Below are 24,655 nucleotides of genomic sequence, written 5' to 3'. Positions count from 1 at the left end.
GAGCACCACCATGACCCTGGCCAAGGCGATCACCGCCGGGCTGGACAAGATCCTTGAAAACGATGACCACGCCGTGTTGATCGGTGAGGACATCGGCAAACTCGGCGGCGTCTACCGCATCACCGAGGGACTGCAGGGCAAGTACGGGGCCCACCGGGTGATCGACTCGCCGCTGGGCGAGGCGGGCATCGTGGGCGCCAGCGTGGGCATGGCCCTGCGCGGGCACACCCCGCTGGCCGAAATCCAGTTCGACGGCTTCGTATTCCCGGCCTTCAGCCAGATCACCACCCAGCTGGCCAAGATGCGCACCCGTTCCGAGGGGCGGATCAACATGCCGGTGGTCATCCGCATCCCCTACGGCGGCGGCATCGGCTCCATTGAACACCACTCCGAATCCCCGGAGGCCCTGTTCGTGCACACCGCCGGGCTGCGGGTCATCACCCCCTCCAACGCGCACGACGCCTACTGGATGATCCAGCAGGCCGCCGCCTGCCAGGACCCGGTGATCTACCTGGAACCCAAGCGCCGCTACTGGCTTAAGGGCGAGGTGGACACCGAAACCCCGACCCTGGACGCCTTCAAGGCCCAGGTGGTGCGCCCCGGCGAGGACGCCACCATCGTCGCCTACGGTCCGCTGGTGCCGGTCGCGCTGGCCGCCGCCGAGGCGGCCCGGGAGGACGGGCGTTCGGTCGAGGTCATCGACCTGCGTTCACTCTCACCCATTGACTTTGACACCATCACCGAATCGGTGCAGAAGACCGGACGGCTGATCGTCACCCATGAGGCGCCGACCTTCGGCGGGCTGGGCGGGGAAATCGCCGCGCGCATCACCGAACGGGCGTTCTTGTACCTGGAGGCCCCGGTGCTGCGGGTGGGCGGGTTCCACATGCCCTACCCGATCTCAAAGGTGGAATCCCAGTACCTACCCGACATCGACAAGCTGCTCGAAGCGCTCGACCGCTCCTTCGCATACTAGAAACGGTCCAAGGAGAGAATCATGACTACCTTCAACCTGCCCGATGTGGGCGAGGGACTGACCGAAGCCGACATTGCCGCCTGGAAGGTCGCGGTGGGGGACACCGTGGAGGTCAACCAGGTCTTCGTTGAGATCGAAACCGCCAAGTCGCTGGTGGAGCTGCCCAGCCCCTATGCCGGGGTGGTGACCGAGCTGCACGCGGCCGAGGGGGAAACCCTGGCCGTGGACTCCCCGTTGATCACCATCGACGAGGAGGGGAACAAACCGGCCCCCACCGGAACTCCGGAACCGGCCGAGGCCCTGGCCACCGCCGCCCCGGTGGCCAGCGAGGAACCCGGCCCGCTGGTCGGCTCCGGCCCCACCGCGGACGCCTCGCACCGCCGCCAGCGGGTGAACCGCCCGGCGCCCAGCGAGTCGGGCAAGCGCACCGCTGCGGTGCGCGCCGAAAGCGCCCCGGCCGCCCTGGCCGACCAGATTTCGCGCCGCGCCCAGGGCCTGGGGGCGGCAGTCGCCCGGGAAGTGGACAAGCGCAAGCCCGCGGTCGCCAACTTCATGGACCGGGTGCTGGCCAAGCCGCCGGTGCGGCGCCTGGCCAAGGAACTGAACATTGACCTGCAGGACGTGGTCGGTACCGGAACCCAGGGGGAAATCACCCGGGAAGACGTCAACAGCTACAACGCCCAGCGCGCGGCCGAACGCGACGCGGCACCGCTGTACTGGCAGAAGGGCGCCAGCCAGGAAACCCGCATCGAGCGCATCACCGTGCGCGGGGTGCGCAAGGCCACGGCCAAGGCCATGGTCGACTCGGCGTTCACCGCCCCGCACGTGTCCATCTTCGTGGACGTGGACGCCAGCCGGACCATGGAATACATTGCCCGGCTGAAGAAGTCCCGCGACTTCGAGGGCATCAAGGTCTCCCCGCTGCTGGTGCTGGCCCGCGCGGTGATCTGGGCGGCGGCTCGCAACCCCTCGGTCAACGCCAGCTGGGTGGAGACCGAGAACGGCGCGGAGATCCACCAGAAGCACTTCCTGAACCTGGGCATCGCCGCCGCCACACCGCGCGGGCTGTTGGTGCCGAACATCAAGGACGCGCAGAACCTGTCCATGCGGGAGCTGGCGATCGCGCTGAACGAGCTGGCCACCACCGCCCGGGCCGGGAAGACCGCCCCGGAGGACATGCGCAACGGCACCTTGAGCATCACGAACATTGGCGTGCTGGGCATCGATACCGGCACCCCGATCATCAACCCCGGTGAGGTGGCGATCGTTGCCTTCGGCACGATCCGCCAGAAGCCGTGGGTCGTGGACGGGGAAGTGGTGCCGCGCTGGATCACCACCCTGGGCGGCTCCTTCGACCACCGCGTGGTGGACGGGGACCTCTCGGCCCGGTTCATGGCCGACGTTGCGGCCATCATGGAGGAACCGGCGCTGCTGCTGGACTGATTCGGCGCTCTCTGGAGGCCAGGTCGGCACCCGTCCACCGCTGCCGGGGGGACGGGTGCCGGGCGAACCTGCCAATTGCCGCAACACCGGTGACCTGCCGGCGGGATCCTGCCACGCTGGGCAGATGACACCACCACAAGTATCACCGGGCACCGTGGTCGCCTTCACCGATGTGATGTGCGGCTGGTCCACCCTTGCCTTCCACCGTTTCTATCAGGCCCGTGAAGCGGCGGGCCTGGAAGACCAGCTGACGCTGGACCCCCAGCTGTTCCTGCTGGAGGACGTAAACCGGATGGCCCTGAACACCAAGATCATTGAAGGGGAAAAGCCGGTTGTCGGCGCGCTGGCCGAGGAACTCGGGTTCAAGCCCTGGCAGCGGGACCCCTCCGAATACCCGGTCACCAGCCTGCCGGCCAATGAGGCGGTGCACGCGGCAAAGGAACAGTCCGCCCGTGCCGCCGAACAGCTGGACATGGCGCTGCGCCTGGGGTTCTGGCGGGACAGCCGGTGCATCAGCATGCGCCACGAAATCCTGGACATTGCCACGGACTGCGACCGGGTCGATGTGGACCGGCTGCGCGAGGCACTGGATACCGGCCGGGCCCGGGCAGCGATGATGCGCACCTACCTGGACTGCCGCGAAGACGTACAGGGAAGCCCGCACTTTTTCCTGCCCGATGGCAGCAGCAGCCACAACCCCGGCATCACGATGCGCCAGGTTGGCCAGCCCGGTGCCGGGTTCCTCGTGGTCGATGAGGACGACCCCGAGGTGTACGCCCAGCTGGTGCGCCGCGCCGTGCGGCAGTAGCCGGCCCCGGCCCTGGCCCCTGGCCATGCCGCCGGGGCCGGGAGGGAGCCGGCCTAGTCTTGCTGGGGCTCCGGGTTCTGCGGGGGCCGCAGCCCCAGCACCTCGGGCAGCGGCTGGGGCTCGTGCTCCAGCACATGTTCGGCCAGGTAGCCGATCACCACCTGGTACCAGAGCTTGGCGTGCTGCGGGGAGAGGATCCAGTGGTTCTCCTGCGGGAAGTACAGGAAGCGGTGGGCGGTCGAACCGTCGGCCTGCTGCGGCAGCCCGGATAGGGAGAGCAGCTCGTACCACAGCCGCAGGCCCTCGCCGATGGGCACACGGTAGTCCTTGTCCCCATGGATCACCAGCATCGGGGTGCGGATCTGCTTCACGTACCGGCTGGGCGAGTACTTGGTGACCATTTCCGGCTGCATTTCCCGGGCCCAGTAGAACGCCGCATCGGTGGTCGGGCCGAACCCGTCCAAGTCCCACAGGCTCGCATGGGTGACGATGGCCTTGAAACGCCGGGTCTGCCCGGCGATCCAGTTGGCCATGTAGCCGCCGAAGCTGCCGCCCATCGCCGCGGTGCGGCTGGCGTCGATCTCCGGGCGCTGTTCCGCGGCGTCGGTGATTGCCATCAGATCCGTGTAGGGATGCTCACCCCACATGCCCCAGCCGCGGGCAATGAACTCCTGCCCGTACCCGGTGGACAGCCCCGGATCCGGCAACAGCACCGCATAGCCCTGCGCCACCAGCAGCCACGGGTTCCAGCGCCAGCTCCAGCTGTTCCAGGAGGAGAGCGGCCCGCCGTGCACCCACAACAGCAGCGGCGCCTGATTTTGCGCTCCGGCCCCATGCGGCACCGCAAGCCAGGCGCGAATGCTGGTTCCGTCCGCGGCGGTGGTGTCCACCTCCTGCAGGGTGCCGGGCAGCTGCGGACGCTGCACCGGGGAATCCAGCTCCTGCAGCTGCACCTGCTCGCCCTCCTCCAGCGCCGAGATGTGCGCCAGGTCCAGCTTCACCGGTTCGGCCGGGTACTCGTAGCTGGCGCGCAGCGCGTAGGCTGAACGTGAATCCGGGGAGATCGCCACGTCGCTGTAGGCGCCCTCGGTGGTCAGCCGGGTGACCTTGTCCGATTCCAGGGCCAGGTGGAACACCGGGGCCCGGCCGGTGTCATCGGCGGTGAGCAGCACCCCGGTGCCGTTGGGCAGCCAGGTGATGGAGCTGGCCCAGCGGTCCCAGCCGACGGCGACCTGATGGGATTCCCCGCTGTCCAGGTTCATCAGCCACAGTGTGGGGTGCACCGGACGCTGCGGGGTGGAGCGTTCGGCGCGGGTGTAGATCAGCTGGGAGGAGTCCGGGCTGATCCTGCCCATCTCGTATTCGTAGCGTTCATCCGGGCTCAGCAGCAGCTCCCGCTGCCCGGTCTCCAGGTCGATGCGCATGATGCCGGTGTGGATGCTTCCCCGGCCTTCGGGCAGGCTCCAGTCGCTGAGCAGGAACTGGCCGTTGGGGGCCACGTCCATCCCGGCCTCCAGCAGGTGCCCGCCGGCCCCGGGGGTGATGTTGTGCAGTTCGGCCGGTGTGGCGGGGTCCTGGCTGACCGACGCGGTGTAGTAGTTGGGCCGCTGGGGACCCAAATCGGTGTCCCAGTAGCGCACCGGGTAGCCGGTGTGCAGGATCGCATCAACCTTCTTGTCCTTGCGCATTTCGCGCAGCGCCTTTTCCTCCTCGATGTCCCGGGCCCCGGGCAACGAGTGCGCGGTGATCACCAGGTTCTCGCGGCGTCCGGCCGGGGCGTGGGGCAGCGTGGTGAACGTGTCGATCCCGGCCGGGTGCTCGGCCAGTAGCTGGGCTTCTCCGCCGTTGCGGGGCAGCAGCCACACCCCGGCGGTCGCGTCCTCCTTCTCCGAACGCTTGGCCACGAACAAAAGGTCGCCCTCGGCGTTGAAGCGGGGCTGGGATTCGCCCTGCTCCCCGTGGGTGAGACGGCGCGCCGGCCGCCGGCCGGCCGGGTCCAGCTCCCACAACGAGTTCAGGTACTTGGTGCCTTCCTCGTTCAGTGCGGCCACCGTGGTGATCAGCCGGCTGCCGTCGGGGGAGAGGCGCAGCCCGTTCAGGCGCTGCAGTGCGATATACGAATCCAGATTATGAAATGAATGCTTAGAGTGTTCCACCTCACACATCATTCCATCGAATACGCCTTGGCACTAGTCCATGCGTCAAAGAGACCAGCTTTCCGGCTTCGTTGCCCCTGGCTTGATTCATAACGGTTCCGCACCGATTCATGGAGTTCGCGCGGAATCCGGTCCCCGGGTCTTGGAACTGCGCGGGGGCTCGGGCAAGGTGGATTCAGGAGGCGATGTTCATGAATCCGAGAAAGACCCCCGCCCTATACCTTGGTGGCGCCGCGGCCGCCATGTTCCTGCTGGCCGCCTGCAACACCACCCCGGCCGACCCGGGCCCCTCGCCCACCTCGGCCCCGGCCACCGCATCCCCCACCACCTCGGCACCGCCGAGCAGCGCATCCCCGTCCACTGAACCAACCCAAACCCAGACCAGCCCGACCCCGCAGCCCAGCGAAACCCAGACGTCGCAGTGGCAGGAGTTTTCCACCCAGGGCCTGAGCTTCAAGCATCCGAAGGACTGGAGCGTCGTTCCCGATGACTGCGAGCACTGCGACCCGGACGAGGATCCGATGGACAACCCGTTCACCGAGTGGAAGGTCAAGAACGAGAAGGGCCGAACCCTGATCGAGTTCAAGGCCAACTCCGCGGAGGACACCGACGGAGACATGGACACGTACCAGCGCACCAAGATTGAACAGGAGGCGTTGCCGGCCAAGCTCAGCAAACCGGCCAGCCTCTATGCCGAGCACTACGTGAGCACCGAATCCGACGGGGATACCGAGGAGAAATTCCTGGTCATGCTCATCAACGATGAGATGATCGCCGAACGCGGGCAGCAGCCGGCACTGTCCTACTTCAGTCCCAAGAAGGACCTGTATTCGGTCATGGAATCCACCGGGGACCTGCCCGAACTGCTGGGCTTTGACGAGGACCACGTCACCGTGGACCAGGCCCGCCAGATCGTGCAGAGCCCCGAATACCAGACGGTGCGGCAGATCATGCTCAGCCTGCGTCCGGCCTAGGCCGTGCATGCCTGCAGCCGGCGCCCGAAGGCAGGATCCCTTCGGGTGCCGACTGGCCGCGGGACCGGTGCACCATGCCGGGTTACGGCCCGCAGCACCTAGACGACGTCGGGCTGGGCCGCGCCGCCCTCACCTTCCCAGGTGCGAATCGAATGGGCCTTGCGGGAGTTGAACTTCAGTCGCACACCATGGCCGAACTCCTCGTCCTCGGGCAGGAAGACGGCGCCCAGGCCCTCCAGTGCGGCGCGCAGCTTCTCCTGCTGGTCGGCGTCCAGCTCCACGCGCCCGGCCTCGAAGTCACGCAACAGGGCCAGATCGAACCCGGACTTTTGGCTCAGATAGTCCGGGGTTACCTGCACCAGGACCCGGGCAGCCTGGGCCTGGCCTGGACGGATAATGGGATTAAAGAGCGTCATGGCCCCAGCATCCCAAGCGGGCGGGTGAAAGTGAAGGGCTTGGCCCACTCTCCCAGAATCACCGGCTCATCCGTGGTGCCGCAGCAACGCCGAAGGGGCCCGGACCCGCAGCGCACTGCGGATTCGGGCCCCTTGGGAGGGTCAAGGGCCGCTCCAGCCTAGAGGCGGCTGTGTTCGGCCTCGTCTTCCTGCACCCGGCGTTCGGCCGCCAGGCGGGCGGCGGCGATCTCGTTGATCCGGTCACGGCACAGGAACCAGCCGATCACCAGCAGTGGGATGATGATCGCCAGCGAGGCGATCGTCCAGGTGCCCACCGGGTTGTCGAACGCCATCATCACCAGCACCAGGGCCAGGAAGACCAGCGTCACCCACCCGGAGACCGGCGCCAGCGGCATCCGGAAGGACGGGCGCTGCAGTTGGCCGGCGCGGGCCTTCTTCACCAGCGCCATCTGGCACAGCACGATCATCGCCCACGCGGAGATGATGCCGATCGCGGCGAAGTTCAGCACGATCTCAAACGCCTTGGCCGGCACGATCGCGTTCAGCAGCACACCGAACACGGCGATCACCGCGGTGATCACGATGCCGCCGTAGGGCACCCCGGCCTTGTTCATCCGCCCCGCAAAGCGCGGGGCCGAGCCGTTCAGCGACATCGAGCGCAGGATCCGGCCGGTGGAGTACAACCCGGCATTCAACGAGGACAGCGCCGCGGTGAGCACCACCAGGTTCATCACCACATCCATGCCCTGCACGCCGATCGCGCCGAAGAACGTCACGAACGGGGACTCGCCGTCCTTGTAGGCGGTGTAGGGCAGCAGCAGGGAGAGCAGCACCAGCGAACCGACGTAGAACACCGCGATGCGCACGATGACCGTGTTCACCGCCTTGGGCATCACCTTTTCCGGGTTCTTCGCCTCCCCGGCCGCGGTGCCGATCAGCTCGATCGAGGCGTAGGCGAACACCACGCCCTGCATCAGCACCAGCACCGGCATCAGGCCGCTGGGCAGCAGCCCGCCGTTGTCGCTGATCAACGAGAAGCCGACCTGGTGGCCCTCGATCGGGGTCCCGAAGATCACGAAGTAGCAGCCCAGCAGCAGGAACGCGACCAGCGCCACCACCTTGATCAGCGCAAACCAGAACTCCAGCTCACCAAAGACCTTCACCGAGATCAGGTTCATCGACAGCACCAGCAGCAGGGCGGCCAGCGCCCACAGCCACTGCGGCACCGCGCCGATCCAGGGCACGTATTTGCCAAAGAAGTTCATGTACAGCGCCGCGGCGGTGATGTCCACGATCGAGGTCATGCACCAGTTCAGCCAGTACAGCCAGCCGGTGGCGAACGCCGCCTTCTCCCCGTAGAACTCACGGGCGTAGGAGACGAACGAGCCCGAGGAGGGCCGGTGCATCACCAGTTCGCCCAGCGCGCGCAGGATCAGGAAGGCGAAGAAGCCGCAGACCGCATAGCTGATCACGATGCCCGGCCCGGCCTGCGCCAGCCGTCCGCCGGCCCCCATGAACAGTCCGGTGCCGATCGCCCCGCCGATCGCGATCATCTGCATCTGCCGGCCCGAAAGGCCCTTGTGGTAGTCCGCGTCGCCGGCGGTCAGCGAGGCGTCGGGAACGGGGGTGTTCCCAGTGGTGGAATGCTCCATCAGTATCCTTGGGTGGGGGGATTAGTCGGAAAGATTGGCAAGGCGCTCGGGGGAGAGCAGCTCATTGAGGTCCTCGGCGGAGAGCAGGCCGCGTTCCAGGACCAGCTCGGCCACACCGCGTCCGGTGTGCAGCGCCTCCATCGCGATCGAGGTCGACGCCGCGTAGCCCAGGCGCGGGTTCAGCGCGGTGACCAGGCCGATGGAGTTCTCCACCTCGCGGCGCAGCGCCGCCTCATCCACGGTGATCCCGTCGATGCAGCGTTCGGCCAGGGTGAGGCAGCCGTTGGTCAGGTGCTTGAGCGAGAGCCCGATCGAGTGCACGATCACCGGTTCGAACGCGTTCAGCTGCAGCTGCCCGCCCTCCGCGGCCATGGTCACGGTCAGATCGTGGCCCACCACCTGGTAGGCGATCTGGTTCACGACCTCGGGGATCACCGGGTTGACCTTGCCGGGCATGATCGAGGACCCGGACTGCACTGCCGGCAGCTGCAGGTCGTAGAGCCCGGCGCGCGGGCCGGAGGAGAGCAGGCGCAGGTCGTTGCAGATCTTGGAGATCTTCAGCGCCACGCGCTTGAGCACGCCGGACAGGTGCACGAACGCGCCCACGTCGCTGGTCGCCTCGATCAAATCCGGGCTGGTGGTCAGCGGCAGCCCGGTCAGCTCGCGCAGGTGGCGGCAGGCGGCCTCGGCGTAGCCGGCCGGGGCGTTCAGCCCGGTGCCGATCGCGGTGGCGCCCAGGTTGATCTCGGTGACCAGGCTCAGCGACTCGGCCAGCCGGTCCCGGTCCTCACGCAGGGTCACCGCCCAGCCGCCGAACTCCTGGCCCACGGTCATCGGCACCGCGTCCTGCAGCTGGGTGCGGCCCATCTTCACCACGGTGCGGAACTCGGTGGCCTTGGCCAGGCAGGAATCCTCCAGCTGCTGCATCGCGGCCAGCAGCGGCTGGGTGGCGAAGTAGGTGGCGATGTTCACCGCGGTCGGGTAGGCGTCATTGGTGGACTGGGACAGGTTCACGTGGTCGTTCGGGTGCAGGTACTGGTACTCGCCCTTGCCATGGCCCAGGATCTCCAGGGCCAGGTTGGCGATGACCTCATTGGCGTTCATGTTGGTGCTGGTCCCGGCCCCGCCCTGGATCGGGTCGATGATGAACTGGCCGTGCAGCGCCCCGCCGGCCACCGCCTCGCAGGCCCGGTCAATGGCCTGGGCGCGTTCGGCGTCCAGCAGCCCCAGCTCGTGGTTCGCCCGGGCGGCGGCCTGCTTCACGCGGGCCAGCGCGTTGATCAGGTGCGGGTTGCCCTCGAGGGTGGTGCCGGTGATGTGGAAGTTCTCCTTGGCGCGCAGCGTGTGCACGCCCCAGTAGGCTTCCACCGGAATTTCCAGATCACCGATCAGGTCATGCTCGGTGCGAGTCTGTCCCGACAGCAGGGTGGTGGACATGGCAGATGTACTCCTTTGTGAAATCTGTTGCGTGAAACTTCATGGGGCAGCACGGGCGCGCTGCCAAAACTGTGGGGCGGGACAAGCCCGCAGGCCGCCGGTGCGGTAAAGCCCGGCGGGCTAGAGTGCGGCCAGCTCGCCGACCACTTCTCCGCCGCCGTAGGCCGGGGAGCTGGCCAGCTGGCGCAGCCCCGCGGGGGCCGCGTCGCCCAGGTGCTCCAGCAGCAGCTTGGCGGTCACCGGCATCCGGGCCCGGTCCGAGCCATCGGCGATCTTCACCGCCAGGCTGGTCCCGTCGGCCAGGGCCACGGCCTGGACGCCCTCGAATCCGTCCTTGGCGATCAGCCCGGGCACCGTGCGAATCAGCGCCGTCACATCCCGGCCCTCCCCGGCCAGCAGTTCGGGATGGCGGCGCATCGCCGCGCCCACCCGGGCCTCGGCGCTGCCCTGCGGGGCGTTGGCCAGCCGGGCGAAGCCGCGGGCCAGGGCCGGCAGGCTCAACGGGTAGACCGGGGTGCCGCAGCCATCCGCGCTGGCGCTGGTGATCTGTTCCCCGGTCAGCTCCTGCACGGTCTCGGCCAGCAGTTTGCTGATCGGGTGGCCCGGGGCCAGGTAGGTGGCGGTGTCCCAGCCCTTGAGCCTGCACAGGGCCAGCAGCGCCGCGTGCTTGCCCGAGCAGTTCTGCGCCAGCTGGGTCGCTGCGCCCCCGGCGGCCAGCCAGGCGGTGCGCTCGGCGGGACCGTAGGGCAGGTCGGTGGAGTTGCCCAGGTCCGCCGCCTGCAGCCCGGCCGCGTGCAGGGTGCCCAGCGCGACGTCCTGGTGGCGCTGGGAGCCGGAGTGGCTGGCGGCGGCCAGGGCGAGCTGTTCGTCGTCCAGTTCCAGCCCGGCGCGCAGCATTCCCACCGCGAACAGCGGCTTGAGCGCCGAGCGGGGGTAGAAGCGCGAGCTGGTGTCACCCAGCGAGGCCAGGATCCGGCCCTGCGGGTCCAGCAGCACGGCCGAACCGTAGTGCACGGACTCGATCGCCTCACCGCGGGTCACCGCCGCGACCGGAACGTGCCCGGGCAGCCCGGAGGCCGCCAGTTCCTGCAGGGAGGGGTGGCTGGTGGCCGCGGCCTGCTCGGTCGCGGACTGGCTGGAAGGCGGTGGGGTCATGGCGTCCTGGTTCACTTCATCCTGGTGGGCTTGCGGTGGCTTGTTCGGTGGCTGGTTCACGGGGTGCTGCGCACGATCAGCGAGACGGCCTGCTGGACCTTGCTCAGGTGCTCACCCATGGCTGCTCCTGCCGCGTCCCCGTCGCCGGATGCGATCGCCTCGACGATCAGCCGGTGCTCCAGGTTGGAGGCGCCGCGGCGGCCAGTGACCAGGTTGACGGTCTCGGACTGGCGGGCCATCGCATCACGGATGTCCCCCACCACCCGGTCGAAGACGGAGTTGCCGCTGGCGCGGGCCACGGCGGCGTGGAAGGCGGCGTCCAATTCCACCCAGGCGGCGGCGTCGTCTTCGACTTCCATCTGCTCAATCAACCCGCGCAATCGTTCGAGGTCCTCCTCGGTGTGCCGGTCGGCGGCCAGCCGGGCGGCCGGGATTTCGATGTGGGGCCGGGCCTCATAGAGGTCGGAGGAGGAGAACCCGCCAAGGACCAGTTCCCGGTTGGGCCGGTGGGAGACCACGAAGGTGCCGCGCCCGGTTTCGGTGCGGGTCAGGCCCAAGGCGGCGCAGGAGCGCAGGGCCTCGCGGATCACCGAGCGGCTGACCGAGTAGTCGGCGGCCAGGCTGGCTTCCGAGCCCAGCTTGCTGCCCAGCGGGATGCGCTGTTCTTCAATGGCGGTGCGCAGGGACTGGAAAACGGCCTCGGAGGCACTGGTGCGGGAGATCGGCTGCTGTCCGGGTGTCCAGCTGTCTGACAGGTTCACGGTGTCGAGTATGACAATGTGATGCTGCCTACGTCAAATTCCCGTCTACAACTCGCTCTTGCCCCAAGTCAGGAGTTCGCTTCCTGCGCTTCCGGCACCCCCTGCCGTGGAGCGGGGGAAGCCGATCACCCGGACAGATCGCGCTGATCCCGGCGCAGCGGGTGATCCTCGGGAATCTGCACCAGCACGATGCGGGTGCCGTCCGGGTCCTGGATCCAGGCCTCAATCAGTCCCCACGGTTCGGTGCGCGGCTCGCGCAGCACCTTCACCCCGGCGGTCCGCAGCCGCCGCACCTCCTCGCCCACCTGTCGCACCTGCAGCCACAACTGCAGGGAGGACGGCTCACTGGCGGTGCGCGCTCCGGAAACCTCCAGCAACCCGTTGCCCAGGTGGAAGACCAGGCCCGGTGCGTTAGCGGGACCAAATTCGCGGGCCACCGCCAGCCCGAGCGTGTGCCGGTAGAAATGCTGGGTGGCCACCGGGTCCACCGGGCGCAGCAGCACCCGGCTGCTCAGGATCTCCATGCTGGGCACTCCAATCAACTCAGGCACCGGACCGGCCAGGGGGCCGGCGCCTGCGCGGTGCTGGTTACGGGATGGTGATGACCTGGCCCGCGTAGGTCAGGCCGCCGCCAAAGGCGAACAGCAGGGCCTTGGTGCCCGAGGGCAGCGGCTCGTCCGCCATCATCTTGGACAACGCCAGCGGCACCGAAGCGGCCGAGGTGTTACCGGAGTAGACCACGTCGGTGGCCACCCGTGCGTTCGGGGCCCCGATCTTCTCGGCCAGCGGTTCGATGATGCGCAGGTTGGCCTGGTGCAGCACGATCGCACCGATCTCCTCCGGGGCCAGTCCGGCACGCTCGATGATCTGCTTGGCGATCTTGGGCAGCTGGGTGACGGTCCAGCGGTAGACGCTCTGCCCGTTCTGGGCGAACTTGTCGTTGTTCGAGTGCTCAATGCGCACGGCATCGGACATCTGCGGCACCGAGCCCCACAGCACCGGGGAGATGCCCTGCTCCTGGGAGGCGGTCACCACCACGGCGCCCGCGCCGTCGGCGGTGAGCACGCAGGTGGTGCGGTCCGTGAAGTCGGTGACGTCGGTCAGTCGTTCGGAGGCGATGACCAGGGCCTTGGTGGCACTGCCGGCCATAATCGCGTGCTGGGCGGTGGCCAGGGCGTGGTTGAATCCCGAGCAGGCAGTGTTCACGTCCATGACGGCCGGGTTCTGCTCCATGCCCAGGGCCAGTGCCACCCGAGCTGCCATGTTCGGGGTGCGGTCCAGCGCAGTGCAGGTGGCCACCACGACCAGATCGATGTCGCTGGCCTCGATGCCCTCCGCGTTGTTCAGGGCCATCTTGGCGGCCTCGGTGGCCATGAAGTCCACGCTTTCACCCTCGCCAGCCCAGCGGCGTTCCTGGATCCCGACGCGGCGAGTAATCCACTCGTCGCTGGTTTCCACCAGCTTTTCCAGCTCGGAGTTCGGCACGATCCGTTCGGGCTGGTAGTGGCCGAAGGAAACAACTTTGCTGCCGGTCATGGAGGGGCTCCTACAAATGCGGGGAAAGATTTCTCCCCTTAAGAGTAGTCCGTTGACCGGCTGCGCGCCGTGAGACTACGCACCACGACGGCTGGAGCCGGTACAAGGCAAAGGTGCTTCGCGCCGGCGTACCAACACTTTGCCCAAGAAATGTCTGCTCTGAGAGCTGTCCAAGCGATCCCAGAGTGGTACCACACCCGGGACGACTAGGAGGGGTTGTGGCGATAACAGCGAGTGAAGCGCGTCGTGCTTTGTTTGGGTCGGTTGAGAAGGTCAATCTTGACCAAACGGAAGTTGAGATTGTGTCCAAGCGGGGCTCGGCGATCCTGATGTCGAAAGACGAATACGACGCCTTGGTCGAGACAAGCTACTTGCTGAGGTCTCCCAAGAACGCACTGCGCCTGCTTGAAGCGTTTAAATCAGCGCAGGAAGGAAATTCAACTGAGCATGGGCTCATTGACCCATGAGCGACAGAGTGCTCGCATGGACTGAAGCGGGATGGGAAGACTGTCTCTACTGGCAAACCCAAGACAGAAAAACGCTCAAGCGCATCAACGCGCTGATCGAAGACATCCTGGGCGATGAGCCCCCTGAAGGGATCGGCAAATCCGAAGCCCTAAAACACGCCTTGGCTGGCGCATGGTCGCGGCGCATCGATGCAGTCAATCGGCTCGCCTATATTGCTGATGACCGCGCAGTGACGATCTTGCAGGCGCGGTATCACTACTAAGTACCCTGAACACGTGAATCAAACAGTGCGTGCGGCGCGCGGTGGTCGTTGAGATTTCAGGACCGCTCCTGTTCCCGCCTGATCTAGCGCAAGCAGACATCGTTGCGGCGTCTCATCCTCAGCGGCATACTGCTGCGGCATTGGGAGCAGGCGTCGGTGGAAGGTTCCTGAAAGAGCGGTGACACGAGCTACCGCTAGTCTCGGCAAAGCCGATATGGTCAAATCACCATAGGAGACGGGCCCGGTCCACGGGAACAGGCCCGCTTCAGTCGCGGAAGCGACGGCCTGCCGGCCGTCCGCAGAACGCAGTAGTGACGTTGACCGGCATCGTTTGCCGGCCCGTCTGGGACAAAGGCAGGAGACAGCATGAGCGAGGAACACGAGCCGGTTGAGGAACGCTGGGTTCTGGTTCGACACGGCGAAACCGCCTGGAATGTGGCCAACCGGCTGCAGGGCCGCAGCGACGTACCGTTGAATTCGACCGGGCGGCAACAGGCCGAACGCGCAGGGGTAGAGCTGTCCAAGGAAGGCCCTTGGGACCTGGTTGTGTGTTCTCCGCTGGTCCGCGCGCATCAGACCGCCCAAATCATCGCCGACTACCTGGGCATTTGGCGGATCCTGGAGGTCGATGACCTGGTGGAGCGCGACTACCGTGCTGCCGAAGGCCGCAGCACCGATGGGCTCAGTGCCGCCGAACTTGAAGAGCTGATGGCGCAGACCGAACCCGAGGATGAGGTTGTGGTCCGGGCCGTGCGTGCCCTGCGCAAGCTGGTTGCAGAGAACAGCGACTCCCGTGTGGTGATTGTCTGCCACGGGACCCTGATCCGGCTGGTGCTCGGCGCGCTTTCTGACACCCCGCACCCCCACGTGCTGAACGGGCAGATCCTGGAACTGAATACCGACCGCCTGCACGAGTTCGTCCAGCAGTAAACGAGGCCCTAGTTCCAGGACGTCCACGGCAGATGGCTGTTGGACTACGAACAACTCTCGCCTTGATCGCGCTGCGCCTTCGCCGGGAGGTTAAGCGCGACCTTTGAGGATCATGTGCCAATAGATCTGGGGAAAAATCCACCGGTCCATGACCCACTGCCAGCGTCGTTCCTTGGCCATTTTCAATACCGGGTAGGACTTCATGGGCCGGTACTGTTGATCGAACTCGGCAAAGAATGCTGTTCCCCGGCTCAATGTAAAGGGGCACACCGAATACCCGTTGTACGAATGGCGCGGTTCCTTGCCCGCCAAGACGTCCAGCACGTTCAGTGCGACGACTTTTGTCTGCTTGCGCAACGCTCCGCCGGACTTCGAGTTCGAGCTGCCGGCGGCGTCCCCTAGCGACCAGACATTCCGATACCTGCGATGGCGCAAATGTTGATCATCGACATCGACGAATCCCCCATAAGTTTCCGGACGGGGAAGGTCCGTAGCTTTCAACCAGTCGGGGGCTGACTGGGGCGGCACTACATGGAGAAGGTCATAGGAAAGGGTCACCTTTTCTGCTCCGGCGTCCAGGTTCACGGAACGTGTTTCTGCATTGACCGACTCCAAGGTACTTGAGGTGTGCAGTTCAATGCCGTACTCACGGATTTTTCGGTTGAGCTCGGCGTCCACATCAGGCATGCCGAATACTGTGGGGGAGGGAACCACCAGGTGTACTTCAATGTCCGCCAGACGCCCGACAGAACGCCAATAATCGCAGGCCATGTAGGCCACCTTCTGGGCGGCACCCGCACATTTGGCGGGCCCGGGCGGTTGCACAAATACCGCGGTGCCCTTGGACAACCCCTCAATCATTGACCAGGTTCGGGTGACGAGTGCAGGATCATAGTCCGAGCTGCCCGTCACTCCATCCATGGCCTGAGGAAGTCCCGGGATCGCGTTGAAGTCCAACTGCAGCCCGGGACAGACTATAAGTTGCTTATATTCAACCTGCGTTCCATCTGCCAGCAGCACCGAATTTTCCTCGGGCTGAACATGGGTGACCCGGTTCTGAATCCACCGTGCCTGCTTGGGCATTACAGAATGCTGGGGGCGGACCGCCTCGCTCATCTTTGCGGCGCCAGCGGCAATATGGGAGAACAAGGGCTGAAAGAAGTGCTGGTCGCGGGGTTCGACAATCGCAACATCCAGCTTGCCTTTGCGCAACATCCTCGCCGCAACTGAAATGCCGGCGTTTCCGCCGCCGATAACCACAACATCATGCTTGACGCTGGACATTTCATCTCCTTCAAGAAGGACCTGGATTGAGATGCACTGTAGCGAAAGCGCAGGGGTTAATGGGAAGAGCCTGGAATGAGTCAGGAAGCACACAGCTGTACGCATCCACTGCATGAAGATGCGTACAGCATGGAACGGCTTGTAGAGGTGTGTGCTCCGGCTACACAGCGCGCAGGACCACCGCGCTGCCCTGACCGCCGCCGCCGCAGATTCCGGCGGCACCGATGGCTCCGGCGCCCTGCTGCTGCAGCTGGCGGGCCAGGGTACCGATGATCCGCGCGCCGGAGGCGCCAATCGGATGGCCCAGCGCAATCGCCCCGCCATGGCGGTTCACGATCTGCTCGCTCAGGCCCAGCTGCTCGGTGGAGCGTACTCCCACCGCGGCGAAGGCCTCGTTGATTTCCACGGCCTGCAGATCTGCGGTCGTGTAGTCGGTGCGCTGCAGCGCGGCCTGGATGGCGTTGGAGGGCTGCTCATGCAGGGTGCGGTCCGGGCCCGCCACGAAGGCATGGGAGAGGACCTCGGCGATCGGCTCCAAGCCGAGCTCGGTTACGGCCCGGTCGCTGACCAGCACCAGGGCCGCCGCGCCGTCGGTGATCTGCGAGGAGTTCCCGGCGGTGATCGTTCCTTCCTTGGCGAAGGCGGGGCGCAGCTTGCCCAGGGACTGTGCCGTGGTGTCCGGGCGCACCCCGTCATCGGCGGCGTGTTCGCTTTGCCCCTTGCGGGTGGTGATGGTCAACGGCGCAATTTCCCCGGCCAGGAATTCTGCGGAGGCCGCGGCCCGCTGGTGGGAGGCGGCGGCCAGGGTGTCCTGCGCTTCACGGGTCATCCCGAGCTTCTGATTGTGCTCCTCGGTGGAGGCGCCCATGGAACGACGTTCAAACGCGTCGGTCAGCCCGTCGAACTCCAGGGTGTCGACCATTTCGATGGCCCCGTACTTGGTGCCGGCCCGCGCGCGTTGTGCGTGGGGCGCCAACGACATTGATTCCTGCCCAATGGCCAGGACGATGTCGGCCTCCCCGGCGTTGATCATCCGGGTGGCCGCCACGACGGCCTCGGTGCCCGAAAGACACACCGCGTTCAGCGTGATGGCCGGGACGTCCAGGCCAATCCCCGCCCCGACCGCGCTCTGCCGGGCCGGGTTCTGCCCGGCCGCGGCCTGCAGCACCTGGCCGGCGATCACGTACTGAACCTTTTCGGCCGGAACCCCGGCGCGTTCCAGGGCCGCCTTGGCCGCGTGCGCCCCCAGCTCGGTGGCCTCAACGCCGGCCAGTGCGCCGTTGAAGCGCATGAAGGGGGTGCGGGCGTATCCGGCGATCTTTACACTCATGCTGCCTGTGACTCCTCAAGGTCGATGCTGAACTTTGCTGCGGTGATGTCTTTGATTGATTCCGGGCTTTCGCCCTCTGCCAGGCGGCGTAGGATCAGCCGCCCGTCTTCGATGTCGAACACGGCGCGGTCGGTAATGATCCGGTCCACCACGCCGACGCCGGTCAGCGGCAGGTCGCAATGTTCCACGATCTTCGGGGTGCCGTCCTTGGCCACGTGGTCGGTGATCACGATGACCCGCGGGGTGCCGGCCACCAGGTCCATGGCCCCGCCCATGCCCTTGACCAGCTTGCCGGGAATAGTCCAGTTCGCCAGGTCCCCGTTGCCCGCCACCTGCAGTGCGCCGAGGATGGCGGTCTGCACGTGGCCGCCGCGGATCATTCCAAAGCTGGTGGCGGAGTCGAAGAAGCTGCCGCCGGGCAGCACGGTGACGGTCTGCTTGCCGGCGTTGATCAGGTCCGCATCCTCCTCACCCGCGTAGGGGAAAGGTCCCATGCCCAGCAGGCCGTTTTCGCTTTGCAGCTTTACCGACACGCCTTCGGGCAGGTTATTGGCCACCAGTGTGGGGATGCCGATCCCCAGGTTGACGTACTGCCCGTCCACCAGCTCGCTGGCGGCGATGGCTGCCATCTCATCCCTGGACCACATGCTCATGCCTCCTGCCGCACCCGCACGGTGCGCTGTTCGATGTCCTTGATCTGGTCCGCCTCGACCAGGCACTGCACGAAGATCCCCGGGGTGTCCACCAGCTGCGGATCCAGGTAGTCCTGCTCGATGTGCTCGGCCTCGGCGAACGTGTACCTCCCGGCCATGGCGGCCAGCGGGTTGAAGTTCCGCGCGGTCATCCGGTACCGCAGGTTGCCTTCCGCGTCCGCCTGGTGGGCGCGCACCAGGGCGATGTCGGCAACGATTCCACGTTCGAGAATGGCCGGCTTCCCGTCGAACTCCATGACCGGTTTCCCCTCTGCCACCGGGGTGCCCACACCGGTGGGCGTGTAGAACGCCGGGATCCCGGCACCCCCGGCGCGCAGCCGCTCGGCAAGGGTGCCCTGGGGAACGAACTCCACCTCGAGCTCGCCGGAAAGGAACTGCTGGGCGAACAGCTTGTTTTCACCCACGTAGGAGGCCATGACCTTGGCGACCTGCTGATTTTCGATCAATAGACCCAGGCCTTTGCCGTCTACCCCCATATTGTTCGACACGATGGTCAGGTTCCTCGCCCCGGAATCGCGCAGTGCCGTGATCAACCGGGTGGGTATCCCGCTCAGACCGAAGCCGCCGACCGCGACGGTCATCCCGTCCTGGACGACCTCGGCCAGGGCCGCTGCGGCGTCCTGCCGGTACTTGCTTGCCATGGTTTCCTCCTACGTCCACTTTGTGGAAGCGCTCGTCATTACCAATGAACCTAGCCAAGACGGCGAAAGGCCTCAATAAATGGAGCCCAAGTGCTCGATGGATGAAGAAAAGAGGATCTGTCGTCCACAATATGAACAGCAGGAAGGGGAGGAACAGGCTATGCGCTGTCTTCTTCCAGCAGCTGCAGCAGACACTGCTCATCGACGCTCAGGTACTTGCGCGCGCGCCGGCGCTTGCGCTCACCGCGCAGGTCCTCGAGTTTCTCGGGGTCCCCGGCCAGCTTCAGCACCCGCGGGGCGATGTAGGCCTTGCGCGCCGTGGACTGGGTGTTGCCCAGCACCGAGGCGGCCTGCTTCACCGCCTCGCGTTCAGCACGCGTCAGTTCCCGTTGCGGGCTGGCGCCGTCAACCTCGGCGTCCAGCAGGGAGGCGAAGGCCGTCAGCGTTCCGCCCCAGGTGCGAAAGTCCTTCGCGGTGAACTGGCTGCCCATGTTCGTATGCAGGTATTCATTGACATGCTCACTGCGCACCGAACACAGTTGTCCCTCATCATCGGTGAAGCGGAAGACTTCATAGCCGGGCATCTCCCGCAGCTTCTTCACGAAGCGGGCCATCTGCGCGTCCTCGATCGTCACCGTCTGGTGCTGTCCGCTCTTGCCGTTGAAATCAAAGGTAACGCTGGTTCCCTTGATGCGGGTATGCCGCCGGCGCAGCGTGGTTGCCCCATAGGAGCGATATTGCCGGGCATATTTCGGGGTGCCGATGCGCAGGTACCCCTTGTCCAGCACCTTGATCACGCAGGCTACCACCTTCTCGCGGCTGGTTCCGCGCCGCTCCATGTCCGCCGCCACCTGTTTGCGCAGCGCCGGCAGGGCTTGGCCGAACTCACTGAGCTTGGCGAACTTCTCCTCTTCGCGGCGGCGCCGAAACGAGGGGTGGTAGATCGCCTGGCGCCGTCCGGCGTCATCGACCCCGCGGGCCAGCACCTTGGCGCTGGGCGAGGCGGAGATCTGCACGTCATGCCAGGCCGGCGGAATGACCAGGGCCTTGATGCGTTCCAGCTCCTCGGGATCGGTGATTTGCTCCCCGCGTTGCAGATACACGAACTCCCCGCGCCGCAGCTGCCGCGAAATCTGCAGACGACCGCGCCTGCGGCGAACGGAACCACGCGCCACCGTCCCACCTCCTTGCCCCGAGCATTTCGCGCTCAGGCTACCGAATCGGTGCCCGCCGTCCCGCCGCGCCCAGCGAACTACCAGCGGCCGCGGCCCACGGGTGCCAGCGGGTGCCGGCCGGCGGCGGTTCCGGCGCCTTCGCGTCTTGGATAGTGACGCAGTTGCCCGGGCGTGGGGACCGGTGCGGACCGCCGTCTTTACCGAAGTGGCCACCGCTTTGACTGGCCTGCGCGAGCCGCCGAAAGCCGGGCGCGCACCATCCAACCGGTGCCGGGCCGCATGGTCCGCCTGATGGGAAACGCGCCGCTTAGCGAAGTCAAGCGGCACGTCACACGGCAGCGCCGTGGACGCGGCTCGTCCATAATGTGATCATGACTCCCACTCCCGCAGGCGCCCAAGTGGTCGGACGGCTGGCCGCGGTGCTGCGCACGGTCAGCGGGGCCATGCCGCAGGGCATCACCACGACCGAGGTCGCCCGGCACACCGGGCTGGCGCGCCCCACCGTGCACCGGCTGCTTGGCGCACTGGTGGCAGAGGGGTTCTGCGACCACGACCACCAGGCCGGGCGCTGGCTGCTGGGTCCGGAACTCTACCTGATGGGAGCGGTCGCGGCCGAACGCTACGACATCAGCGACATGGCCCGGGAGCACGTCGCCGCGCTCGCCGAAGCGACCGGGGAAAGCGCCTTTCTCTCCGCACGGCGCGGGGACGAGACCGTGTGCCTGCTGCGCCAGGACGGCGCTTTCCCAATCCGCTCGTTCGTACTCTACGAGGGCAAACGCTTCCCGCTGGGCGTGGCCTCGGCCGGGATCGCGATCCTGGCCTTCCTGTCCGCCCCGGTGGTGGAGCGCTACCTGCAGGCCAATGACTTCACCGAACGCTACGGAGACGCGCACAGCCCGGCCCGGCTGCGCGAGAAGGTCCGTGAAACCCGCAAACTGGGCTACTCGGTCAACCCAGGGCTGATTGTCGAGGGCAGCTGGGGGATGGGAGCCGCCGTCTTTGACGCCTCCGGATCCCCGGCCTGGGCCCTGAGCGTGACCGGCATTGAATCCCGCTTCACACCCGGGCGCCGCCCGGAACTGGGGGCATTGCTGCTGCACCACGCCCACGAGCTCTCCCAACAGCTGCGCCGCGGGTAGTTTGAACCGGCATCCGGAATCGGCCCAGCGCCGGTGCGGCCGATACCATGCAGGAAGGCCATCAGGCACAAGGGAAAGAGATTAGATGACACCGGAGGAATTCCGCCGCCAGGCCCACGAACTGGTGGACTTCATTGCCGACTACCGCGCCGGCATCGACCAGCAACCGGTGATGTCCACCGTCGAACCCGGCCAGGTGGCCGCGCAGCTGCCCGCGCAGGCGCCGGAAGAGGGCGACGGCGGGGCGGGGCTGCTAGAGGACGTGCAGCGCATCGTGATGCCCGGGCTCACTCACTGGCAACACCCCAGCTTCTTCGGATTCTTCCCGTCGAACTCGGAGCTGTCCTCGGTGCTCGGGGACATGCTGGGCAGCGGGCTGGGAGTGCTCGGCCTGTCCTGGGAATCCAGCCCAGCCCTGTCCGAGATCGAGCAGACCGTAGTGGACTGGACCCGCCAGCTCTTTGGGCTGCCCGAGCAGTTCCGTGGCTCCATCCAGGATTCGGCCTCCAGCAGCACCGTGATCGCGCTGCTGTGCGCGCGGGAACGCGCCACCGATTTCGCCCTGGCCCGCGGCGGCCTGCAGGCTGAGGAAGCGCCCCTTATCGTCTACGCCAGCCGCTATGCCCACAGTTCGGTGGAAAAGGGCGCATTGCTGGCCGGGTTCGGCCGGCAGAACATCCACTGGATCGACACGGACCAGAACCACGCCATGGACCCAGCCGCACTGGCCGCGGCCATCGCGCAGGACCGCGCGGCTGGACGCATCCCCGCGGCCATCGTGGCCGCGACCGGCACCACCACCACGACCGCTGTTGACCCCTTGCGGGAATTGGGAGAGATCGCAGCGCGTCAGGAGATCTGGTTCCACGTGGATTCGGCGATGGCCGGCTCGGCGATGATCCTGCCCGAGTACCGCTGGATGTGGGACGGGATCGAGTACGCCGATTCGGTCGTGGTCAACGCCCACAAGTGGCTCGGGGTGGCGTTCGACTGCTCCCTGTACTTCGTGCGCGACCCGCAGCATCTGGAACGCGTCATGGGCACCAACCCCAGCTACCTGCGTTCCGAACGTGATGACCAGGTGACCAATCTGCGCGATTGGGGGATCCCGCTGGGGCGGCGCTTCCGTGCCCTGAAGCTGTGGTTCATGCTGCGCGCCGAAGGGGCCGAGCAGCTGCGCGCCCGGCTGCGCCGCGACCTGGAAAACGCCCGGTGGCTGGCCGAACAGGTCAGCTCCACCCCAGGGTGGAAGCTCGCCGCCCCGGTCAACCTGCAGACCGTGTGCGTGGTGCACGAACCGCAGGGCGCCAGCGCCGAGCAGGTCGATGAGCACACCCAGCACTGGGCCCGGCAGCTGAACCTCTCCGGTCGTGCCTATGTTTCCCCGGCCGTGCTGGAGGGCCGCTGGATGGTGCGGGTTTCCATTGGCGCCCTGGGCACGGAGCGCTCCCACGTGGAACAGCTGTGGCGGGACCTGCGGCAGGTGGCCGAAGGAAACTGAGCCGGATGAGACGGCACCCCCACCGGCCGGGGCCGCGGGGGTGCAGGACCGGTGGACTTCCCAGGCCAGGTCTAGAGCTTCTCGCGGCGTACCAGGCGGGTGCCGGTCTTCACGAGCATCAGCACCAGCAGCAGCACTCCCACATAGCCATCGATGAAATATCAGAGATATGTTGATAACACTTCTTCTCACATCCAATTTTTTTACGAGGCACATCGCGGGCGGAATCACCAAAGATGTGGCTGGGTTGTCCTTGTTGTTCTATTCGCCGAGATATTTTCGTTTTGCACCAGGAGTTGAAGCTATTTCGTTTGGGGAGCAGTTGATCAACGATCAATCCAAATAACCATTACGCCAAGGGCGCAACGGTTTGGAAAGGTAGACGACAAGCCATTACGCGCTCAGTCAGATACTCAAGAATAAAGACCATAAATCCCAACCTTTGCTGGCTCTTCACAATCCATGGTGTAAAACGGGTCTGAACCCGCCGGATTCCAAGAGCGAGTGGGCAATATAATTCCCCAGGTCCCGGAACCCCAGAGCGCTGTAGCGCAGGTAGTCCAACCTGCCGTTGATCGCTTCGGTGGTGCCGTTCGAGGTGCCTTCCCGATCGAAGTAAGCCAGAATGGCCCCCGACCGGCGTTTCAGGGTGTGGCCCAGGGATGCCAATTCGGTAGCCCTGTAGGAATTTTTGCTTTGATCAGCTCGATGGCCTGCTCCAGCGGCCACTTGCCGATGTTTTTCTCCTTTCGCCGGTACGCGTCCATGATGCGCTGATAAATGTTTCAGGTAAGTTGCACCGGTTCGTGCTGCTGAACAACGTATAAGGAATCAAGGCGTTCAATTTGTATCTGCGTGAGTAGACCATCCCCGGTCAACGGCGTCCGACGTGCCGAATAGAGCGGAGCACCCTTGCGGCCGCGGTGTCCACAGGTCTCCTGCTGCACCTGCTGGCGGCACTTAGCCAACGCTTCGGCGGCAAGCCGCACTATATGTATAGGGTCCATTATTTCTACCGGGTCGGGCAGCTCTTCGGCAGCTGCGGTTTTGGAGCCACTTAACCCGTCCATGGCCATCACTTCAATCTCGTCCCGCCATTTTTGGGGCCGGTTCGCGAGCGAGGACTTGAACACGGCCTCGGAGCGGTCTTCGACCATGTCCAGCAACGGGTCCGGCCGGGGCCAGCGGCGACCGGGGTCAAGTCAATGATCACGGTGAGGTACTTGCCTCCATTGCGAGTATGTCGTCATACGTGCTCATCCACCCCGATCACTTTACCGCGCCGAAGCGTTCAGGCTTGTTGATCAGCACTCGTTGCTCCTAAGCCAAGACCGCGTCGTTAGCGGGATTCCAGGCCACGCCCAGCCCCTCAGCAACCTGGGCCATGGACGGGTGCTGGCACACGATCTCGGCTAGCGCCCAGCCCAGCCCGCCACGAGAAATCTTCGCTCGAGGTTTCGGCGGTCTTATTGGTGTCCTGACGCCACACGGTACCGCAGTCAGCGCACCGGTACCGGCGCACCCCGGATCAGCAGTGTGGTCGGACGCCAGCTGACTGGCTCACGCGCCAGCCGGCGCACCACGGTCACGAGGCGTTCCTGGCTGGCAGCAGTTGCGGCGCCGTAGATCCGCTTCGGTGACCTTGCACAGGATCTCGGCGCGTTCAGGCAACAAGCGCTGACCGCAACCTGTCAGGCCCAGCTCGTCCAAGCGGCAGAACGTGGCCAGGTCCGGGGCGGTGAAGGTAGTATAGGGCAACGTCGAGGTCTTTCGTGAACGGTCTGTGTAGGAACTTCCATTCTCGTGAAGACTTCGACTTTTTACCGCCCTACGACACGCCCCAAAATCAGATCAGCGGCAGTGCTGCCCTACACCATCGATTGCGAAGGGCCCTT

The 24,655-nt window shown here is 66.0% G+C and carries 22 protein-coding genes and 1 pseudogene; 9 read left to right on the top strand and 14 right to left on the bottom strand.

All coding sequences use genetic code 11. The features are described 5' to 3' along the window. Positions 1 to 10 precede the first annotated feature (10 nt). From GcLGCM259_RS12905 to GcLGCM259_RS12895, 3 genes are all read left to right on the top strand, one after another. The gene (locus GcLGCM259_RS12905; protein ID WP_138176137.1) at positions 11 to 976 is read left to right on the top strand and encodes an alpha-ketoacid dehydrogenase subunit beta; all 966 of its coding nucleotides are present in this window, start codon (positions 11 to 13) and stop codon (positions 974 to 976) included. Between the two features lie 21 nt (positions 977 to 997). Next, entirely contained in the window at positions 998 to 2,419 is a 1,422-nt protein-coding gene (locus tag GcLGCM259_RS12900) for a dihydrolipoamide acetyltransferase family protein (protein WP_138175693.1), read from the top strand. 124 nt (positions 2,420 to 2,543) lie between these two features. Further along, entirely contained in the window at positions 2,544 to 3,227 is a 684-nt protein-coding gene (locus GcLGCM259_RS12895; protein ID WP_138175695.1) for a DsbA family oxidoreductase, read from the top strand. 53 nt (positions 3,228 to 3,280) lie between these two features. On the opposite strand, the gene GcLGCM259_RS12890 is transcribed toward GcLGCM259_RS12895, so the two are convergent. Further along, positions 3,281 to 5,392 (bottom strand): S9 family peptidase, encoded by a 2,112-nt coding sequence (locus GcLGCM259_RS12890; protein ID WP_138927259.1) that lies wholly within the window; start codon positions 5,390 to 5,392, stop codon positions 3,281 to 3,283. Positions 5,393 to 5,574: 182 nt separating this feature from the next. Here GcLGCM259_RS12890 and GcLGCM259_RS12885 point away from each other — a divergent pair, with 182 nt between their 5' ends. After that, a complete protein-coding gene (locus GcLGCM259_RS12885; protein ID WP_138926853.1) occupies positions 5,575 to 6,357 on the top strand; it encodes a hypothetical protein in 783 nt (260 codons plus the stop codon). A gap of 98 nt (positions 6,358 to 6,455) precedes the next feature. On the opposite strand, the gene GcLGCM259_RS12880 is transcribed toward GcLGCM259_RS12885, so the two are convergent. The 7 genes from GcLGCM259_RS12880 to GcLGCM259_RS12850 all read right to left on the bottom strand — a co-directional run bounded on the left by GcLGCM259_RS12880 (position 6,456) and on the right by GcLGCM259_RS12850 (position 13,314). Then, complete coding sequence (locus tag GcLGCM259_RS12880; protein WP_138175699.1) at positions 6,456 to 6,773, bottom strand: hypothetical protein; 318 nt, start codon at positions 6,771 to 6,773, stop codon at positions 6,456 to 6,458. Between the two features lie 158 nt (positions 6,774 to 6,931). Next, a complete protein-coding gene (locus GcLGCM259_RS12875) occupies positions 6,932 to 8,425 on the bottom strand; it encodes an amino acid permease (RefSeq protein WP_138926852.1) in 1,494 nt (497 codons plus the stop codon). Positions 8,426 to 8,446: 21 nt separating this feature from the next. Further along, positions 8,447 to 9,862 carry an aspartate ammonia-lyase gene (locus GcLGCM259_RS12870; protein ID WP_138926851.1) on the bottom strand — a complete coding sequence of 472 codons (1,416 nt, stop codon included), beginning with the start codon at positions 9,860 to 9,862 and terminating at the stop codon, positions 8,447 to 8,449. Positions 9,863 to 9,982: 120 nt separating this feature from the next. After that, the gene (locus tag GcLGCM259_RS12865; protein WP_138926850.1) at positions 9,983 to 11,017 is read right to left on the bottom strand and encodes an asparaginase; all 1,035 of its coding nucleotides are present in this window, start codon (positions 11,015 to 11,017) and stop codon (positions 9,983 to 9,985) included. 56 nt (positions 11,018 to 11,073) lie between these two features. After that, the gene (locus GcLGCM259_RS12860; RefSeq protein WP_217496531.1) at positions 11,074 to 11,778 is read right to left on the bottom strand and encodes a FadR/GntR family transcriptional regulator; all 705 of its coding nucleotides are present in this window, start codon (positions 11,776 to 11,778) and stop codon (positions 11,074 to 11,076) included. A gap of 125 nt (positions 11,779 to 11,903) precedes the next feature. Further along, positions 11,904 to 12,302, bottom strand: coding sequence for a VOC family protein (locus tag GcLGCM259_RS12855; RefSeq protein ID WP_138926848.1), 399 nt, complete (start codon positions 12,300 to 12,302; stop codon positions 11,904 to 11,906). A 64-nt stretch (positions 12,303 to 12,366) separates the two neighbouring features. Next, positions 12,367 to 13,314 carry a beta-ketoacyl-ACP synthase III gene (locus tag GcLGCM259_RS12850; RefSeq protein WP_138926847.1) on the bottom strand — a complete coding sequence of 316 codons (948 nt, stop codon included), beginning with the start codon at positions 13,312 to 13,314 and terminating at the stop codon, positions 12,367 to 12,369. A 218-nt stretch (positions 13,315 to 13,532) separates the two neighbouring features. Here GcLGCM259_RS12850 and GcLGCM259_RS12845 point away from each other — a divergent pair, with 218 nt between their 5' ends. The 3 genes from GcLGCM259_RS12845 to GcLGCM259_RS12835 all read left to right on the top strand — a co-directional run bounded on the left by GcLGCM259_RS12845 (position 13,533) and on the right by GcLGCM259_RS12835 (position 14,974). Then, complete coding sequence (locus tag GcLGCM259_RS12845; RefSeq protein ID WP_138926846.1) at positions 13,533 to 13,781, top strand: type II toxin-antitoxin system Phd/YefM family antitoxin; 249 nt, start codon at positions 13,533 to 13,535, stop codon at positions 13,779 to 13,781. After that, a complete protein-coding gene (locus tag GcLGCM259_RS12840) occupies positions 13,778 to 14,044 on the top strand; it encodes a Txe/YoeB family addiction module toxin (protein WP_138926845.1) in 267 nt (88 codons plus the stop codon). Before GcLGCM259_RS12845 ends, GcLGCM259_RS12840 begins: the two co-directional genes overlap by 4 nt. A gap of 366 nt (positions 14,045 to 14,410) precedes the next feature. Then, positions 14,411 to 14,974 (top strand): histidine phosphatase family protein, encoded by a 564-nt coding sequence (locus tag GcLGCM259_RS12835; protein ID WP_138175717.1) that lies wholly within the window; start codon positions 14,411 to 14,413, stop codon positions 14,972 to 14,974. Between the two features lie 90 nt (positions 14,975 to 15,064). On the opposite strand, the gene GcLGCM259_RS12830 is transcribed toward GcLGCM259_RS12835, so the two are convergent. The 5 genes from GcLGCM259_RS12830 to GcLGCM259_RS12810 all read right to left on the bottom strand — a co-directional run bounded on the left by GcLGCM259_RS12830 (position 15,065) and on the right by GcLGCM259_RS12810 (position 20,045). Further along, positions 15,065 to 16,258 carry an NAD(P)/FAD-dependent oxidoreductase gene (locus GcLGCM259_RS12830; protein WP_138926844.1) on the bottom strand — a complete coding sequence of 398 codons (1,194 nt, stop codon included), beginning with the start codon at positions 16,256 to 16,258 and terminating at the stop codon, positions 15,065 to 15,067. A gap of 160 nt (positions 16,259 to 16,418) precedes the next feature. Then, positions 16,419 to 17,588: an acetyl-CoA C-acyltransferase gene (locus GcLGCM259_RS12825; RefSeq protein ID WP_138926843.1), complete on the bottom strand. Its 1,170-nt coding sequence runs from the start codon at positions 17,586 to 17,588 to the stop codon at positions 16,419 to 16,421. Beyond that, a complete protein-coding gene (locus tag GcLGCM259_RS12820) occupies positions 17,585 to 18,235 on the bottom strand; it encodes a 3-oxoacid CoA-transferase subunit B (RefSeq protein WP_138927258.1) in 651 nt (216 codons plus the stop codon). The genes GcLGCM259_RS12825 and GcLGCM259_RS12820 overlap by 4 nt, the downstream gene beginning before the upstream one ends. 2 nt (positions 18,236 to 18,237) lie before the next feature. Next, positions 18,238 to 18,942 (bottom strand): CoA transferase subunit A, encoded by a 705-nt coding sequence (locus GcLGCM259_RS12815; RefSeq protein WP_138926842.1) that lies wholly within the window; start codon positions 18,940 to 18,942, stop codon positions 18,238 to 18,240. 158 nt (positions 18,943 to 19,100) lie between these two features. After that, positions 19,101 to 20,045 carry a DNA topoisomerase IB gene (locus GcLGCM259_RS12810; RefSeq protein WP_246049594.1) on the bottom strand — a complete coding sequence of 315 codons (945 nt, stop codon included), beginning with the start codon at positions 20,043 to 20,045 and terminating at the stop codon, positions 19,101 to 19,103. A gap of 443 nt (positions 20,046 to 20,488) precedes the next feature. Here GcLGCM259_RS12810 and GcLGCM259_RS12805 point away from each other — a divergent pair, with 443 nt between their 5' ends. Together GcLGCM259_RS12805 and GcLGCM259_RS12800 are read left to right on the top strand one after the other, a co-directional pair. Beyond that, positions 20,489 to 21,259, top strand: coding sequence for an IclR family transcriptional regulator (locus GcLGCM259_RS12805; protein WP_138926841.1), 771 nt, complete (start codon positions 20,489 to 20,491; stop codon positions 21,257 to 21,259). Positions 21,260 to 21,344: 85 nt separating this feature from the next. Continuing rightward, positions 21,345 to 22,760 carry a pyridoxal phosphate-dependent decarboxylase family protein gene (locus GcLGCM259_RS12800; protein ID WP_138926840.1) on the top strand — a complete coding sequence of 472 codons (1,416 nt, stop codon included), beginning with the start codon at positions 21,345 to 21,347 and terminating at the stop codon, positions 22,758 to 22,760. 453 nt (positions 22,761 to 23,213) lie between these two features. Here GcLGCM259_RS12800 and GcLGCM259_RS15730 read toward each other — a convergent pair. Further along, a pseudogene (locus tag GcLGCM259_RS15730) lies at positions 23,214 to 24,518 on the bottom strand (ISL3 family transposase). Positions 24,519 to 24,655: the final 137 nt, after the last annotated feature.

The sequence above is a fragment of the Glutamicibacter creatinolyticus genome (genome assembly GCF_006094275.1).
GTDB lineage: Bacteria > Actinomycetota > Actinomycetes > Actinomycetales > Micrococcaceae > Glutamicibacter > Glutamicibacter creatinolyticus.
Note: the sequence above shows the minus strand (reverse complement) of the source record. Positions and strands in the feature narration are given on the sequence as shown.